The organism is Rodentibacter sp. JRC1, assembly GCF_020521555.1.
In the GTDB taxonomy this organism is placed as follows: Bacteria; Pseudomonadota; Gammaproteobacteria; order Enterobacterales; family Pasteurellaceae; genus Rodentibacter; species Rodentibacter abscessus.
The window spans coordinates 705,205-722,761 of the sequence record NZ_BPWA01000001.1 but is presented as its reverse complement, the minus strand read 5'-3'; the positions used below and the strand labels follow the sequence as shown (position 1 = coordinate 722,761).

General features: G+C 41.2%; 11 protein-coding genes. 6 read left to right on the top strand and 5 right to left on the bottom strand.

Translation table 11 applies throughout. The annotated features are described in order from the left end of the window. Positions 1–36: 36 nt before the first annotated feature. From hda to upp, 3 genes are all read right to left on the bottom strand, one after another. A complete protein-coding gene (gene hda, locus HEMROJRC1_RS03190) occupies positions 37–732 on the bottom strand; it encodes a DnaA inactivator Hda (RefSeq protein ID WP_226691594.1) in 696 nt (231 codons plus the stop codon). Positions 733–975: 243 nt separating this feature from the next. After that, positions 976–2,232: an NCS2 family protein gene (locus tag HEMROJRC1_RS03185; protein ID WP_226691593.1), complete on the bottom strand. Its 1,257-nt coding sequence runs from the start codon at positions 2,230–2,232 to the stop codon at positions 976–978. Positions 2,233–2,444: 212 nt separating this feature from the next. Then, positions 2,445–3,071, bottom strand: coding sequence for a uracil phosphoribosyltransferase (gene upp, locus HEMROJRC1_RS03180; RefSeq protein WP_226691592.1), 627 nt, complete (start codon positions 3,069–3,071; stop codon positions 2,445–2,447). A 320-nt stretch (positions 3,072–3,391) separates the two neighbouring features. On the opposite strand from upp, the gene glgB reads away from it, so the two are divergent. The 5 genes from glgB to HEMROJRC1_RS03155 all read left to right on the top strand — a co-directional run bounded on the left by glgB (position 3,392) and on the right by HEMROJRC1_RS03155 (position 13,353). Then, entirely contained in the window at positions 3,392–5,599 is a 2,208-nt protein-coding gene (gene glgB / locus HEMROJRC1_RS03175) for a 1,4-alpha-glucan branching protein GlgB (RefSeq protein ID WP_226691591.1), read from the top strand. Positions 5,600–5,650: 51 nt separating this feature from the next. Beyond that, positions 5,651–7,657: a glycogen debranching protein GlgX gene (gene glgX, locus HEMROJRC1_RS03170; protein ID WP_226691590.1), complete on the top strand. Its 2,007-nt coding sequence runs from the start codon at positions 5,651–5,653 to the stop codon at positions 7,655–7,657. Positions 7,658–7,679: 22 nt separating this feature from the next. Further along, on the top strand, positions 7,680–8,975 hold the full coding sequence (glgC, locus tag HEMROJRC1_RS03165) for a glucose-1-phosphate adenylyltransferase (RefSeq protein WP_226692919.1): 1,296 nt from the start codon (positions 7,680–7,682) through the stop codon (positions 8,973–8,975). A gap of 212 nt (positions 8,976–9,187) precedes the next feature. Continuing rightward, complete coding sequence (gene glgA, locus HEMROJRC1_RS03160; RefSeq protein ID WP_226691589.1) at positions 9,188–10,621, top strand: glycogen synthase GlgA; 1,434 nt, start codon at positions 9,188–9,190, stop codon at positions 10,619–10,621. A 269-nt stretch (positions 10,622–10,890) separates the two neighbouring features. Continuing rightward, positions 10,891–13,353, top strand: coding sequence for a glycogen/starch/alpha-glucan phosphorylase (locus HEMROJRC1_RS03155; RefSeq protein ID WP_226691588.1), 2,463 nt, complete (start codon positions 10,891–10,893; stop codon positions 13,351–13,353). Between the two features lie 274 nt (positions 13,354–13,627). On the opposite strand, the gene HEMROJRC1_RS03150 is transcribed toward HEMROJRC1_RS03155, so the two are convergent. Continuing rightward, complete coding sequence (locus HEMROJRC1_RS03150) at positions 13,628–15,430, bottom strand: long-chain fatty acid--CoA ligase (RefSeq protein ID WP_226691587.1); 1,803 nt, start codon at positions 15,428–15,430, stop codon at positions 13,628–13,630. Positions 15,431–15,629: 199 nt separating this feature from the next. Then, a complete protein-coding gene (gene gap, locus HEMROJRC1_RS03145) occupies positions 15,630–16,649 on the bottom strand; it encodes a type I glyceraldehyde-3-phosphate dehydrogenase (protein WP_226691586.1) in 1,020 nt (339 codons plus the stop codon). A 248-nt stretch (positions 16,650–16,897) separates the two neighbouring features. On the opposite strand from gap, the gene gmk reads away from it, so the two are divergent. Next, positions 16,898–17,527 carry a guanylate kinase gene (gene gmk, locus HEMROJRC1_RS03140; RefSeq protein ID WP_226691585.1) on the top strand — a complete coding sequence of 210 codons (630 nt, stop codon included), beginning with the start codon at positions 16,898–16,900 and terminating at the stop codon, positions 17,525–17,527. Positions 17,528–17,557: the final 30 nt, after the last annotated feature.

The window sequence follows — 17,557 nt, the reverse complement described above, 5'->3', positions numbered from 1 at the left end:
GCATAATACCGAAAATTAACCGCACTTTTTGTTTTTTTATAGCCCCAATGTTTCTTTCACAAAGGGAATCGTGAGGTTACGTTGTGCTTGCAGTGAGGCTTTATCAAGCTTTTCAAGAGTTTGTAATAAGGTATGAGTGTCGCGATCCAAACGTTTTAGTAAGAATTGTGCCGTTTCACCGGGTAATTCAATACCGCGTTGGCGGGCATTTTTTTGCAGCACCTCTAATTTTTGCTTATCGGTTAAAGGGGCGAGTTGATAAATCTCTCCCCATTTTAGCCGAGAAGCTAAATCGGGCAGTTTTACTTTGAGGGCGGAAGGCGAAACGTCCGCACTGATTAAGAGTAATGTTTTGCCCTCGGCTTTGATCCGATTGAATAAATCAAAAACCGCCATTTCCCATTCGGGATCACCCATTACGGTATGGAGATCGTCCAAACAGACGAGTTCTTGCTGTTCCAGATTTTCCAATACGGCAGGGGAAAAATAGCGGGATTTTGCCAATGGAACATAAATGGCGGCACGTTGTTCGGTTAAATATTGATTGTTGAAAGCCCGCAGCAAATGGCTTTTGCCACATCCTTTCCCTCCCCAAATATAGAAGAAGGGCTGTTGAATCTGCTGCGTATTTTTGCGTAGCGAATCCAGCAACAACAAATTGTTGTCGGCATAAAAATTCTCAAATGTGTGCTCATCAATTTGATGAATAGGCAAAGGTAACTGCTGGTTCAAAACGATATAACGCGAATTAATTTAGAGAAGAAAAAGGCTATTTTTAGCTCTTAAAACGATATTATGTATCAGTTGTACAAAGAGAATGATGTTATATCCGATATTTTTTTGTAGGGAGCGTTGAGCTTTGCGTAACGCACCATTTCATCATTAAGCCTTGTTAATTGGTGCGTTACGGCTTTGTCTAACCACACCCTACAATGATTTGTGCAAATACTACATAATACTGCCTTAAAGTTGCGGTTATTCTACTTCATTTTTGGCTTTTGGCAAAATTAGGTTCAATACGATTGCTACGATAGCGCAAAGGCTAATACCTTTTAATGATACGGCATCACCCACATTCACAAACATATTGCCGATACCAAAGGTCATCACCACTGAAATAATACAGAGATTGCGTGGTTCGGTTACATCCACTTTACCTTTGATTAGGGTGCTCATTCCTACGACGGCGATAGAACCGAATACCAGCATCATAATGCCACCCATTACGATAGTCGGAATGGTGGAAAGAAATGCGCCTACTTTTCCGCAGAAAGAGATCGCAATTGCCCATATTGCCGCCCAAGTCATAATGTTCGGATTAAAGTTGCGTGTAAGCATAACCGCACCGGTAACCTCCGCATAAGTGGTATTTGGCGGGCCGCCGACTAACGAGGCGGCAGCGGTTGCAACGCCATCGCCTAATAAGGTGCGATGTAAACCCGGTTTTTTTAGAAAGTCTTTTCCTGTGACGGAGCTAATCGCCATAATGCCGCCCACGTGTTCTACGGCAGGCGCAATGGCAATCGGTAGCATATAAAGAATAGCTTCAAGGTTAAATTCCGGTTTTGTTAGCTTTGGCAGTTCAAACCAAGGGGCGTCAATGACGGGTTGGAAATTGATAAGTCCAAGGAATAAGCAAAGAATATAACCTGCCGTAATACCGAACATAATCGGGATTAATTTCATTAAACCTTTGGCAAATACGGCGATAGCCAGTGTAACGGAGAGCGTTACCATAGAAACCAGTACGGCATCATTGTAGGCATAGGCACTGTCTTTACCTAGTGCCATATTGACGGCAACCGGTGCAAGTCCCATACCGATAATGATGATGACGGGCCCTACGACAACCGGAGGAAAAATCCGTTCAAGTGCTTGGCTACCACGAAGTTTAACCAAGGCGGAAAGGGCGAAGTAAACCAAACCGGCACAGGCAAGCCCTCCCATAGTGGTTGGAATCCCCCAAGTTTGTACGCCGTATTGAATCGGAGCAATAAAGGCGAAAGAGGAGGCGAGGAAAATCGGTACTTGTTTACCGGTACATAGCTGGAATAACAGTGTGCCGATACCGGCTGTAAGAAGCGCGGTATTTGAGTCCAATCCTGTGATTAGCGGTACAAGTACAAGTGCGCCAAAGGCAACGAATAACATTTGTAAGCCGACAAAAGATTGTTTGGCAATACTTTGCATTTTTTCCGGTTGAGCGGATGCGGTTTGATTTTGATGGGTCATTTAGTTTCAACTCTCTGTTTGAATTAACTTTAAAGTGCGGTCGATTTTACAAAGATTTTCGGTATTATGTAGTAACAGTAGCTACAAGATCGTTATTTAACAATATTCGTGCAACTGCTACATAATAATGAAGATTTTGTAAATCTATGGTGAATAAAATCTTCCGCCCGTAAAAAGACGGCTTAAAAGCCGCCTTTATATTTTGGAAAATTTTATTTCGTTCCGAAAATTTTATCGCCGGCATCGCCTAAGCCCGGGATAATGTAGCCCTGTTCATTTAAGTGATCATCAATAGAAGCGCAATAAAGTTCAATATCAGGATGAGCGGCTTCTAACGCCTTAATACCTTCCGGTGCAGCCACTAGTACCAATACTTTAATATGATTGCAGCCTTTTGCTTTTAATAAATCAAGGGTTGCGATCATCGACCCGCCGGTTGCCAACATTGGGTCAACCACGATGGCAAGACGTTCGTCTAAATCACTGGCTAATTTTTGGAAATAAGGAACCGGCTCAAGAGTTTCTTCATTACGATAGATGCCGACAACACTGATGCGTGCGCTTGGAACGTGTTCTAATACACCGTCCATCATTCCAAGACCGGCACGTAAAATCGGTACGACGGTGACTTTTTTACCTTTAATACGATCAACTTCAACCGGACCGTTCCAGCCATCGATAATGACTTTTTCAGTTTCTAAATCGGCAGTCGCTTCATAGGTTAATAAGCTACCGATTTCTGTTGCCAGCTCACGGAATTTTTTAGTATCGATTTCTGCTTCGCGCATTACACCCAATTTATGTTTAACGAGCGGATGTTTGACTTCAACAAGTTTCATGATGTGTCCCCTTAAGACGGCTTGTGAATGAATATGAGTGATGAAAAACAAAATTGCGGAATTCTAAATCAGAAATATGGAAAAGACTAGAGGGAGGAATAAATAAATTTTGACAGAGATCACTAATTTAAATAAAAGTCATTGTTTTTATTCCGAGCGGGACTAGAATGAATTCAGTCTCTTTTGAACTATTTTTACGAAAAAATATTTCTATTGAGAAAATATAAGCAATGTATGGCAACTTGAATTTCTTTTCACCATACGAGCCGCAACACTTCTTTTCGATGATTAATGAGCCCGCAACGCGTAAGGATTAACTTATGACAACCGTACTTACACAATCAATCATTGATAGCTTCTTTAATGCAGAAAATAATGATCCCTTTGCAACATTGGGAATGCATGAAACAGAAAACGGCATTGAAGTTCGCACCTTGTTACCTGATGCCAATCATGTTTTTGTGATTGATAAAGAATCCGGTGATTCCCTTGTAGAACTCGAGTGTTTAGACGATCGAGGTTTCTTCGCCGGTGTTGTCCCGAATTGCCACCAATTTTTTGCTTATCAATTACAAGTATTTTGGGGTCGTGAAGCACAGATTATTGAAGATCCATATCGTTTTCATTTAATGATTAATGAATTAGACCAATGGTTCCTCTCGGAGGGTTCAATGCTTCGTCCTTATGAAGTGTTGGGTGCGCATTTTATGGAATGTGACGGTGTGAGCGGTGTGAATTTCCGCTTGTGGGCGCCAAATGCGAAACGGGTTTCCATTGTAGGGGATTTCAACTATTGGGACGGACGTCGCCACCCAATGCGATTTCATCCGCAAACCGGCGTATGGGAATTATTCTTACCGAAAGCACGTCTTGGACAGCTTTATAAGTTTGAATTGATCGATTATTACGGCAATTTACGTCTGAAAGCCGATCCTTATGCCTTTAGCTCTCAACTTCGCCCTGATACCGCATCGGAAATCAGTGCGTTACCGAATGTGGTGGAAATGACGGAGGCCCGCCGTAAGGCGAATCAATCTAATCAACCGATTTCTATTTATGAAGTGCACTTAGGCTCTTGGCGGCGTAATTTGGAAAACAATTACTGGCTTAATTATGATCAAATCGCCGATGAATTGCTCCCTTATGTGAAAGAAATGGGCTTTACGCATATTGAATTTTTGCCGATTTCCGAATTTCCTTATGATGGTTCGTGGGGCTATCAAACCTTAGGACTTTATTCACCTACCAGCCGTTTCGGTTCTCCTGAAAGTTTCCGCAGATTGGTGAAACGGGCGCACGAAGCAGGGATTAATGTGATTTTAGACTGGGTTCCGGGACATTTCCCAAGTGATACCCATGGGCTTTCTGCTTTTGATGGCACCGCATTATATGAATATGCTGATCCGCGCGAAGGGTATCATCAAGACTGGAATACGCTGATTTACAACTATGGTCGTCACGAAGTGCGCAATTTCCTTTCCAGTAGCGCTCTTTATTGGCTAGAACGTTTTGGTGTTGATGGTGTTCGTGTTGATGCGGTGGCGTCAATGCTCTATCGGGATTACAGCCGTGCCGAAGGTGGATGGATTCCGAATCAATATGGTGGACGTGAAAATCTTGAAGCTATTGAGTTTTTGAAACATACCAATTGGAAAATCCAAAATGAAATGCCCGGTGCGATTTCTATTGCGGAAGAATCCACTTCCTTTGCAGGTGTTACACATCCTACGGAAAAAGGCGGTTTAGGCTTTAATTTCAAGTGGAATATGGGCTGGATGAACGATACTCTCGATTATATGAAACTTGATCCGATTTACCGCCAATATCATCACAACAAAATGACTTTCGGAATGATGTATCAATACAGCGAAAACTTCGTTTTACCGCTTTCTCATGATGAAGTGGTACATGGAAAGGGCTCGTTGCTTGATAAAATGCCGGGCGATACGTGGCAAAAATTTGCCAATTTGCGGGCTTATTATGGCTATATGTGGGGTTATCCGGGTAAAAAATTACTCTTTATGGGCAATGAGTTTGCACAAGGCAGGGAGTGGAATTACAAAGAAAGCCTTGATTGGTTTTTGCTTGATGAAAACATTGGTGGTGGTTGGCACAAAGGGGTGCTGAAATTGGTGAAAGATCTTAATCGAATTTATCGCCAAAATCGACCGCTCTTTGAGCTTGACAATTCACCGGAAGGGTTTGATTGGTTGGTTGTAGATGATACGGAAAATTCCGTTTTCGCCTTTGAACGTAGAAGTTGCTTGAATGAAAACGATCGTTGTGAACGTATTATCGTTATTAGTAACTTTACTCCTGTACCTCGCCACGATTATCGTATCGGTGTGAATGCGGAGGGGGAATATGAAGAAATTTTGAATACCGATTCGATGTATTATCAAGGTGCTAACATTGGTAATTTTGGCGGAGTGCGAAGTGAACCTATTGGAAGCCAAGGAAAAGAGAACTCAATTTTAGTTTCCATTCCTCCGTTGGCAACAGTTTATTTGAAATTGAAAGCGGAATAATCGGCGGATTAGCCCTTTTTAAGTCGGAAAGGAAAAAACAAAGAGACAATTATGTTTAGGATCCATAACCAAGGTATGCCAACGCCTTATGGCTATTCACAACAAATTGAAAATGGTGAGCAAATTACCAATTTCGCCTTATTTTCCGAAGCGGCAAATAACGTTGAGCTTTGTTTATTTGATAATGGCATTGAAACCCGTTTTCCCATGGTTTGTTCAGAAAAAATGGTTCGGTCGGAAAATATATGGCATTTGGCGGTAACCGGTGTGCAGCTCGGTACGGAGTATGGTTTTCGCATTCACGGAGAATTTGCGAATCCGCAGAAATTAATGCTCGATCCTTATGCAAAGGCGATCAGCGGTAAACCGGATTTAAGCACCAAAGAAAATAGGGCATGGTTTTTGCTGAGTGATGATCGTGATAACGCCCATCTCGCCCCAAGAGCGGTCATTATCTCGGAAGATTTTGATTGGCATGATGATGTCACGTTAAATACGCCTTGGGCGCAAACGATTGTTTATGAGTTGCATGTGAAGGGATTTAGCCGACTGAACGAAAAAATCCCGCCTGCATTGCGTGGTACTTATGCGGGTTTGGCTCATCCCGTTAATCTTGCTTATTTAAAAGAATTAGGCGTAACTGCGGTGGAATTGTTGCCGGTGAATTTTTTCCTTGATGAGCCGCACTTGCAAGAACGTAACTTGCACAACTATTGGGGATATAACCCGCTTGCAATGTTTGCCATTGAGCCCAAATATGCCGCTACAGACAATCCGCTTACTGAATTTAAAGCAATGGTAAAAACTCTTCATCAATCAGGCATTGAAGTGATTTTGGATGTGGTGTTTAACCATTCGGCGGAATCAGAGCAACATTTTCCAACTTTTTGTCAGCGTGGGATTGATGATAAAACCTACTACTGGCGCAATGATAACGCTCGTTACATCAACGACACCGGCTGTGGCAATATGCTGAATCTTTCCTCTGATGTGGGGCGAAAATGGGTGGTGGATTGCTTACGTTATTGGGTGGAACAATGCCACGTAGACGGTTTTCGTTTCGATTTGGCGACGGTACTCGGACGTGATAAACCGGACTTTAACGGACAAGCTCAACTCTTCGCCGATATTGCCAACGAGCCAAGTTTACAACGTGTAAAATTGATTTCTGAACCTTGGGATATTGGGCATTGCGGTTATCAGTTGGGAAATTTTCCAAACTATTTTGCCGAATGGAATGATCGCTTTCGTGATGATCTTTGTCGTTTTTGGTTATGGAAAAGCGGCGAGTTGGGGGCATTTGCAGAGCGCTTTGCCGGATCAAGCGATCTATTCAAGAAAAATAACCGTTTGCCGCATTGTACTCTTAATTTTATCACCGCCCACGATGGTTTTACGCTCAAGGATTTGGTGAGCTATAACGAAAAACATAATGAAGCGAACGGTGAGCAAAATCGAGACGGACGTAATGAAAATTACAGTTATAACCACGGTATAGAGGGAGCAACGGAAACCCTACCGGAACCGCAAAAAAGTGCGGTTGAAAATGACCGCACTTTTGCACAAAGCGGTTTACTGATGAGTTTATTGCTTGCCAACGGTACACCAATGTTATTGGCCGGCGATGAGTTCGGCAATACTCAGTACGGTAATAATAATGCCTATTGCCAAGACAACGAGATTACTTGGCTGAAATGGGCTGATTTTAATCAAGAATTATTTGATCTGACCAAACAAACAATTCAGGCACGTAAATACATTCAAAGTTTGCAAAAAGATGTTTGGTGGTCTAATGAAAATGTCGCTTGGTTGAATACACAAGGGAAAACGATGCGGCAAGAGGATTGGCATAATTTTGAAGCCAAAGCATTGCAAATTTTATTAGATGAAAAATGGCTTCTGCTAATTAATGCGAAAAAAGAATCTCAGACTTTCATATTGCCTAGTGATGCTGTCAGACGATGGAAAGCCTTTGTAGGAACAGCAAACTTAAGGTTCATTCGGCCACAGGAAGTCGTTGTAAGCGGTATGGCGTTTGGTTTGTTGTATGTTGGATGATTAAACACAAACGGAGCTTATGATGAAAAGTCCTAACAAATATGCCCTTTTGAAAGATACCTTGGTTCTTATTCTGGCAGGGGGACGCGGTTCACGTCTTCACGAATTAACGGATAAACGTGCCAAACCTGCACTTTATTTTGGCGGAAACCGCCGTATTATCGATTTTGCCCTTTCCAACTGTATCAATTCCGGCTTAAATCGTATCGGTGTGGTTACTCAATATGCGGCTCATTCTTTATTGCGTCATTTGCAAACCGGTTGGTCATTCTTACCGCAAGAGAGAGGGGAATTTGTGGATATGCTACCTGCCCGTCAACAAATTGACGACTCCACTTGGTATCGCGGTACTGCGGATGCGGTGTATCAGAATATGGCGATCATCCGAGATCACTATTGCCCGAAATACATTTTAATTTTGGCGGGAGATCATATTTACAAACAAGATTACAGCGTAATGTTGATGGATCACGTAACCAGCGGCGCAAAATGTACGGTAGGCTGTATTGAAGTTCCTCGTAGTGAAGCTCACGAATTTGGTGTAATGGCTGTGAATGAAAACCTAAAAGTGAAAGCATTCGTGGAAAAACCGAAAGATCCGCCGGCAATGGTCGGCAAGCCTGATGTATCCCTCGCTTCAATGGGAATTTACGTGTTTAATGCGGATTATCTTTATAGTATGCTTGAGCGCGAAGTAAATACCCCTCAAACCAGTCATGATTTCGGTAAAGATGTGTTACCGAAATGCTTAGAAGAAGAAGCCCTTTATGCACATCCGTTTAGCCGTTCTTGTATGGGACGCAATACGGAAGGTGAAATCTACTGGCGTGATGTAGGAACCCTTGACAGTTTTTGGCAATCCAATATTGACTTGGTTTCTGAAGAACCGCAGCTTGATATTTACGATCAAAATTGGCCGATTCGCGGTAATCCGATTCAAGCCTATCCGTCTAAATTCTTCTATAAACATTCTAATATTCATCCGGTAGATAACTCGCTTATCGGTGGTGGATGTGTGATTACTGATGCTTCGATTAGTAATTCCGTTTTGTTCGACCGTATTAAAATTGACGCATTTTCTAAAGTGGATCGCTGTGTGGTATTACCGGAAGTGGTGATTGGTAAAGATTGCGTGTTAAGAAACTGTATTATTGATCGCCATTGTGTTATTCCTGATGGAATGCAGATTGGTGTGAACATTGAAGAAGATAGAAAACGCTTCCGTATCAGTTCAACAGGCAAAGTCATTCTTGTTACGCCGAAAATGTTGAAAAAACTGGAAGGGGAAGAAGTCAAATTTGAAGAACATTTGGATTAATAGGCTTAAAAACCTTTATTCACGCACGTAAAGTGCGGTCAAAAAATCTTTAGATTTTGAACGTTGGCTTCGCCAACGGTGTCGTTAGACATAACAATCGCCTTGAGCGATTGTGTATGAATTTTGAAAAGATTTTTCAACCGACAAATATTAGCGTGCGTGAATTTACCAATCCCTGTGTTTTAAAAATCAATAAGGAAATGATGAAATAAATGAAAGTGTTACACGTTTGTTCGGAACTTTATCCGTTATTAAAAACCGGAGGACTTGCCGATGTGATTGGGGCATTGCCTTTTGCTCAAAAAGCGATTGGAATGGATGTCCGCATTCTGTTACCGGCTTATCCTGCGATTTCTAACGGAATTAGTAAAACCCATATTGTCGCAGAATTTGATAATTTCGTCGGACACATTGTATTACGTTACGGTGAATATAAGGGGGTGGGCGTTTATTTGATTGATGCGCCGCATTTGTACGCACGTGAGGGCAATCCTTATCACGATGCGAATTATCAAGATTATGCCGATAATTATAAGCGTTTTGCCTTATTAGGTTGGGTGGGCGCAGAACTCTCGACAGGGCTTGATGCTTGGTGGCGTGCTGAAATTGTCCACGCCCACGATTGGCACGCAGGGCTTGCTGCCGCTTATTTGTTTAACAAAGGTAAACCGGCAAAATCCGTTTTCACTATTCATAACTTAGCTTACCAAGGGCAATTCAATCATCGTCATTTGTATGAAATCGGCTTGCCGGAAGGAATGTTTCACGTTAATGGATTGGAATTATTCGGACAAATTTCTTATCTCAAAGCCGGGTTATATTATTCCGATATGGTGACGGCGGTAAGTCCGACTTATGCACAAGAAATTACTACGGAAGCATTTGCTTATGGGCTTCAAGGTTTGCTCTATGGATTGTATGAGCAGGGAAAATTGATAGGAATTTTAAATGGTGTCGATGAGAAAATCTGGCACCCGGATTGTGATGATTATATTAAACATCATTACAAACAAAAATCGATGACAGGTAAAAAGAAAAATAAAGCGGAACTACAAGCTTATTTCAATTTACCTCAAGATGCTTGTGCTTTAACTTTTGTGATGATAACCCGTCTTACCGAGCAAAAAGGGGTGGATTTATTAATTGAAAGTGCTGATGAAATCGTAAAACAAGGCGGACAGTTAATGATTCTCGGTGCCGGATCGCCGAATTTGGAAGAAGGAATTCGTCGGCTTGCGGAAAGTTATCCGCAAAACGTTGCGGTAAAAATCGGTTATGACGAAGCCCTTTCGCATTTAATGATCGCAGGCGGTGATGTGATTCTAGTACCGAGTCGTTTTGAACCTTGCGGTTTAACTCAACTCTACGGCTTACAATATGGCACGTTACCGCTTGTACGTAAAACCGGCGGATTGGCGGATACCGTCATTGATAGTACATCCGAAACGATAAAAGTGCGGTCGGCAACAGGCTTTGTTTTTCAACGAGCGGAAGCTCAAGATTTACGTTTAGCGATTCAACAGGCCTTTTCTTTATGGCAAAAGCCAAAAGTTTGGTCAACGGTACGCATAAACGCAATGAATCAAGATTTTACTTGGCGTAACGTTGCGGAGCGATACTTAACTTTATACCTTAATTTGATGTGATACTTACAACACCGCTTTGAAAATATTTTTTAAAGCGGTGTAATTTTGATTGTTTTTTGTTTAATAAAGATTAAAATTCACGCGTTTTTTTGTAAGGGTAGTCTTCATCGTCAATCAAGAAGAATGTTTAGAAAAATAAACATAGCTTGCACTCTGATAATTGGTGTTTTATACAATGCTTGAATTTCATTATCAAATGAGATTTAAGCTTGTCTGATTATCCCTCTTATTTATCGTTATTTTTCCTTTTTGAACCGAGGTTTATCACCATGATAATGGATAATTTTGATTCTCCTTTTCTTTATAATCGTCCTGAATTGGATGTTCAGGCATTAAAGAAATCAATCGTCTATAAACTTATTTTTTCTATCGGGCGTTCACCGCGTGAAGCAAGTCAGCGGGATTGGCTAAATGCGACATTGTATGCAGTAAGGGATCTTGTGACGGAAGGCTGGATCACAACCGCCCGTCAAGCGCGGGCTGATGACGTGCGCCGTGTTTATTACCTTTCAATGGAATTTTTAATTGGGCGAACATTATCTAACGCACTGATCGCTGAAGATGTGTACAGTTTAACGAAAGAGGCTTTAAACGAACTTAATGTCGATTTAGAAGAGATTCTTGCCAAAGAAGTAGATCCGGGGTTGGGTAACGGTGGCTTAGGTCGCTTAGCTGCCTGTTTTATGGATTCAATTGCCACATTGCGTTTACCGGGCGTAGGATATGGTATTCGTTATGAATACGGAATGTTCCGTCAAAAAATTGAAAACGGTCAGCAAGTGGAGCACCCTGATGACTGGCTTGATAAAGGTGCGCCTTGGGAATTTATTCGTCCTTCTAAACGTTTTAAAATTTCCTTTGGCGGAACGATACATTTTGAAGATAAAAAATTTGTTTGGAATCCGGAAGAAAAAGTGACCGCACTTGCTTATGATCAGATGATTCCGGGTTATAAAAATAACTCTGCGGCAACGCTACGTTTATGGGCGGCAAATGCCGAGGAAACTTTCAATTTGGCGGATTTCAACCGTGGTGAACATTTAGCCGCTCTGCAAAATCGTTCTTCCGTTAAAAATTTATCCCGCGTTCTTTATCCTGATGACTCTACTTGGAACGGACGAGAATTGCGTTTACGTCAAGAGTATTTTTTAGTTTCAGCTTCACTGCAAGATATTATTTCTCGCCATAAACGTACTCATAATAGCCTTGAGAATCTTGCTGATAAAGTCGCTATCCACTTAAATGACACCCATCCGGCGTTGGCTATTCCCGAATTAATGCGAATTTTGGTTGATGAGGAAGGATTTGAATGGAAAAAAGCATGGGAGATGACCTGCCGTATTTTCTCTTATACTTGCCATACGTTGATGTCGGAAGCTTTAGAAACTTGGCCTGTGGAAATGATGGCGAAAGTTCTGCCGCGCCACTTACAGATGATTTTCGACATTAACGATCATTTCTTGGAATATGTGCGTACTTACATCACGACAGATAATGATTTTATTCGCCGAGTCTCTTTGATTGAAGAAGGTTATCAACGAAAAGTGCGTATGGGGTGGCTATCTGTGGTTGGTTCTCATAAAGTCAACGGTGTGGCGGCAATCCATTCCGATTTAATGATAACTTCCACTTTTGCAGATTTTGCACGTATTTATCCGGAACGCTTCACCAATGTTACCAATGGCATTACACCACGTCGTTGGTTAGCGGTGGCGAATCCTCAATTGGCTACGCTTTTTGATACTTATATCGGTAGTGAATGGCGTTATGATTTAAGCCAAATCAAAAAATTAGAAAGCGTGGCGAATGATAAAGCATTCAAAGAGGCGATTGCAGATATAAAATATGCAAATAAAGTGAAACTTGCCGATTATGTGAAACGTGAACTCGGTGTTGAGCTTGATCCGAACGCTTTGTTTGATGTGCAGGTAAAACGTATTCACGAATACAAACGCCAAATATTGAATGTGTTACACATTATCGCACGCTATAATGCAATGCTTGCAGAGCCTGAAAAAGACTGGCAGCCACGCGTCTTTATCTTGGCGGGGAAAGCAGCTTCCGCTTATTATGCTGCGAAACAAACCATTCACCTTATTAACGATGTAGCGAGTATTATTAATAATGATGAACGTTTGAAAGGACGTTTAAAAGTAGTGTTTATCCCGAATTACAGTGTGAGTTTGGCTCAGCTGATTATTCCGGCTGCAGATATTTCCGAACAAATATCCCTTGCCGGCACAGAAGCCTCCGGCACCAGTAATATGAAATTCGCCCTTAATGGCGCATTAACATTGGGAACGCTGGACGGCGCAAATGTAGAAATTCGAGAAAATGTGGGTGAAGATCATATTTTCATTTTTGGTAATACGGTAGAGCAAGTGGAACAGCTCCGTCGTGAGGGATATCACTCATTTGATTATTATCAAAATGATGCCGAACTACGCACTGTGGTTGATCAAATTACATCAGGGGCTTTCTCTCCGGAAGAACCGCAGCGCTATTTATCTTTGTTGCAAGGATTGCAATATCACGATTACTATCAAGCGTTTGCCGATTTTCGCAGTTATGTGGAAGCACAAAAAACGGTGGACGAGAAATACAAACAGCGTGATCAGTGGATTGAAAGTATGATTCAAAACATCATCAATATGGGATTTTTCTCATCGGATAGAACGATTTTGGAATATGCGAAAAATATTTGGAAAGTAGAACCTATCAACATTGATTAGCATAAAAAATCCCCGAAAGGGGATTTTTTTATAGTTTGGCAAGGTAAAAGTGCGGTCGATTTTCTCGGTATTATGTATTAGTCGCACAAAGAGGATTTTATATCAAATATTTAATTTGGGTAGGGTACGTTAGTTAGGCAAAGCCGTAACGCACCTTTCTGTTAGTTCATCAATAAATTTTATTACGGTACGTTACGGCTTTACCTAACACACCCTACAAATAAATTTGTGCAATTGCTACATAATAATGGATTTTTTCCGTTTTTATTTTTGATTAGCTTTCACTGTTTTGTTGATACATCGCTTCAATTTGTTTGCGATAACGTTCCATAATAACCTTGCGTTTTAGTTTTAAGGTTGGAGTTATTTCTCCAAGTTTGATACTAAAGGCTTGCGAGAGCAGAGTGAATTTTTTCACTTGTTCAAAATGAGCCAATTCCTTTTGTACCGCATTAATGCGTTGTTCAAACATCTTCAAAATTTCAGAATTTTTGATTAATTCCATACGATCATGATATTTGATGTTGAGTTGTTTGGCGTACTCTTCAAGGCTGTCAAAGCACGGCACGATCAAAGCCGAAACATATTTTTTCGCATCGGCAATAATGGCGATTTGTTCAATGAATTTGTCTTTACCTATTTTACTTTCAATATATTGTGGCGCAATATATTTACCATTGGAGGTTTTCATTAATTCTTTAATGCGATCGGTAATAAATAAATTGCCTTCCGCATCGAATTCACCGGCATCACCTGTTTTTAAGAATCCGTCTTTAGTGAAGGCTTTTTCGGTTTCTTCAGGATTTTTGTAATAGCCTTTCATTACCATACCGCCACGCACTAAAATTTCATTATTTTCACCGATTTTCACCTCGGCTTTCGGCATTAGCGTCCCGATAGAATGAGGATTAAACTGATAATCGTGCCAGCACGAAACCGTGGCAGTGGTTTCCGTCATACCATAACCGAGTTTAATATTTATACCAATGCAATGGAAAAATAGCCCGATTGCCGGTTCCAATTTTGCGCCGCCACAAGGCATCATTTTGATTCTGCCGCCGAGCAATTGACGAAGTTTAGAAAGCACAAGTTTGTCTGCAAGACGATATTGTTGTTTTAATAGAAGAGGGAGAGGTTTGTTCTGAGTTGTTAAATCAAAATACTTTTGCCCCACTGCAATCGCCCAATGGAAAAGTATTTGGCGTAGTTTTGGTGCTTTTTGTACTTTATCCAGCACAGCGGCATAAATTTTTTCATAAAAACGTGGCACTGCACACATAAAGGTAGGACGAATCTCGCTTAAAACCGACCGCACTTGATTGGTATCTTCCAAGTAACAAAGCACTGCGCCGCGATGAAGCACATAAGCCGCCCAAGCACGTTCAAAAATGTGAGAGAAGGGGAGGAAAGATAACGATATATCTTGATCTGTAACATTAAGTGCAAGATCATGGGCTTCCAGTTGATGGGCGAGATTTGAATAATCAAGCATTACGCCTTTTGGTTCGCCGGTTGTCCCGGAGGTGTAAATTATGGTGAATAAATCGTCCATTTGTTTACTTTGCAAACGTTGAGTTAGCTCGCCTTGTTGTGCCATTGAGCCGAGTTCAATGAATTGTTCCCATGAGCAAGAAAGTCGGTCTTGTTGAAGTCGGATCGTTGGTTTCATCGCCACAATTTTTTGTAATTGCGGGCAAAGATGTGCAATTTCTAATGCGTGATCATATTGTTCCTGATCTCCGACAAAGAGAATTTTGACATCTGCGTGATTTAGTACGAACTCTGCTTGCTGTGCAGTGTTTGTTGCATAAATCGGCACGGTAACGGCACGAATTTGTAGTGCGCCAATATCGGCGATTGTCCAATGTGGCATATTGTGGGCGAAAATCGCAATTTTATCTTGTATTTGAATATCACAGGCGAGCAATGCACGCGAGAGTTGATTTAATTGATGTTGGAAAGCCGTCCAGCTTATATCTTTCCAAATGCCGTTTTCTTTATGGCGAAGTGCGGTCGTATTTCCACGAGTTTTTGCTTGTTGCTGAATACGACGAATAAAATGAAGATCGAGATTCATAGTAACCTTATTTAATTCAATGTTATTTGAGCTAACAGTTGTGCGCTAATATAAGGTTAAATCACAATAAAAGCCAGATAAATATTTAATATTTTTGATGATTTTTAGTGAACTCTTGTTTTGGATTATAAATTTGAACATAAAATAGAGAGCAGTAAAAAACCGCTCCGAAGAGCGGTTGATTTTTTTGCTGTTTTGATTAGCCTTTGTAGTTGTGAACGTGTGCTACTAAGTCTAATACTTTGTTTGAATAACCGGTTTCGTTGTCGTACCAAGATACTAATTTCACGAAAGTATCGGTTAGAGCAATACCTGCGTCAGCATCAAACACAGAAGTTTCAACAGCACCGTTGAAGTCTGTTGATACCACAGCGTCTTCGGTATAACCTAACACGCCTTTTAATTCGCCGTTGAAAGTTTTACCTTCGGCAGCATCTTTAATCGCTTGTTTGATTTCTTCGTAAGTTGCCGCTTTTTCAAGGTTTACGGTTAAGTCAACAACAGATACGTTTGGTGTTGGAACACGGAAAGCCATACCGGTTAATTTACCGTTTAATGCCGGTAACACTTTACCTACCGCTTTGGCAGCGCCGGTTGATGAAGGGATGATGTTTTGTGCCGCACCGCGACCGCCACGCCAGTCTTTTGCTGAAGGACCGTCAACGGTTTTTTGTGTAGCGGTTGTTGCGTGAACGGTTGTCATTAAACCGTCTTTGATACCGAAAGTTTCGTGAATAACACGAGCTAAAGGTGCTAAACAGTTGGTTGTACAAGACGCGTTAGAAACGATGTCTTGACCTGCGTAGTCATTGAAGTTTACGCCACGAACAAACATTGGGGTCGCATCTTTAGAAGGACCGGTTAATACCACTTTTTTCGCACCGGCAGTGATGTGTTTACGGGCGGTTTCGTCAGTTAAGAATAAACCGGTTGCTTCAACAGCGATATCCACACCGATTGCACCCCAGTTTAGGTTTGCAGGATCACGTTCTGATGTTACACGGATTGCTTTACCGTTTACCACTAAGTTTCCGTCTTTAACTTCAACGGAACCATTGAAACGACCGTGAGTTGAATCATATTTCAACATATAAGCCATATATTCAACATCAATTAAGTCGTTAATACCGACTACTTCAATGTCATCACGTTGCTGTGCAGCACGGAATACAATACGGCCGATACGACCGAAACCATTGATACCAATTTTAATAGCCATAAGATTTTCACCTTTTTAGTTAAGTTAAACAAATTGTTATGTTTTAGAACCTCAAGCCGCCCCAAAAAACATCGGCGCAGATTATAGCATGTGCATCAGGATAAAACTAGAAATGCGATTTGTTTTTGTGATCTACATCAAAATCGGTTTTTCTCGTTAAAAAATACCGGAAAAAACGACCGCACTTTAATGATTTTTTCTAAAAGAATCGGCATAATGGACTGAAATTTCTAGAAAAGGTTCAGACAATGGTATCTAAAGGTAATCTATATATTCTTTCAGCACCAAGCGGTGCGGGGAAATCTTCGTTAATTTCTGCGTTGTTAGAACGCGATTTTTCGACACCGAAAATGGTTTCGGTTTCACATACGACACGTGCTCCGCGCCCGGGAGAAACCCATGGTGTGCATTACCATTTTGTGTCGAAAGAGGAATTTGAAGCATTAATTGAACAGGATTTATTTTTGGAATACGCTAAAGTATTCGGTGGAAATTACTACGGTACATCGTTACCGGCAATAGAGGAAAATCTTGCCAAAGGTATTGATGTTTTTTTAGATATTGACTGGCAAGGTGCGCAGCAAATTCGCAAAAAAGTACCAAACGTGAAAAGCATTTTTATTCTTCCACCCTCGTTGCCGGAATTGGAGCGTCGTTTGATTGGTCGTGGTCAGGATGATGAATCCGTCATTGCCGAACGTATGGCGAAAGCCAAGGATGAAATTTCGCATTATGACGAATATGATTATGTTGTGGTGAATGATAATTTTGAGCAAGCATTATCGGATTTGCAGAGTATTTTGCAGGCAGAACGTTTGACGAAAAGTTATCAACAAAAGGAAAATGCAGGCTTAATTCATCAGCTACTGGATAACTAACCTAAGATTTAGTATGATAGCTCCCCTTAT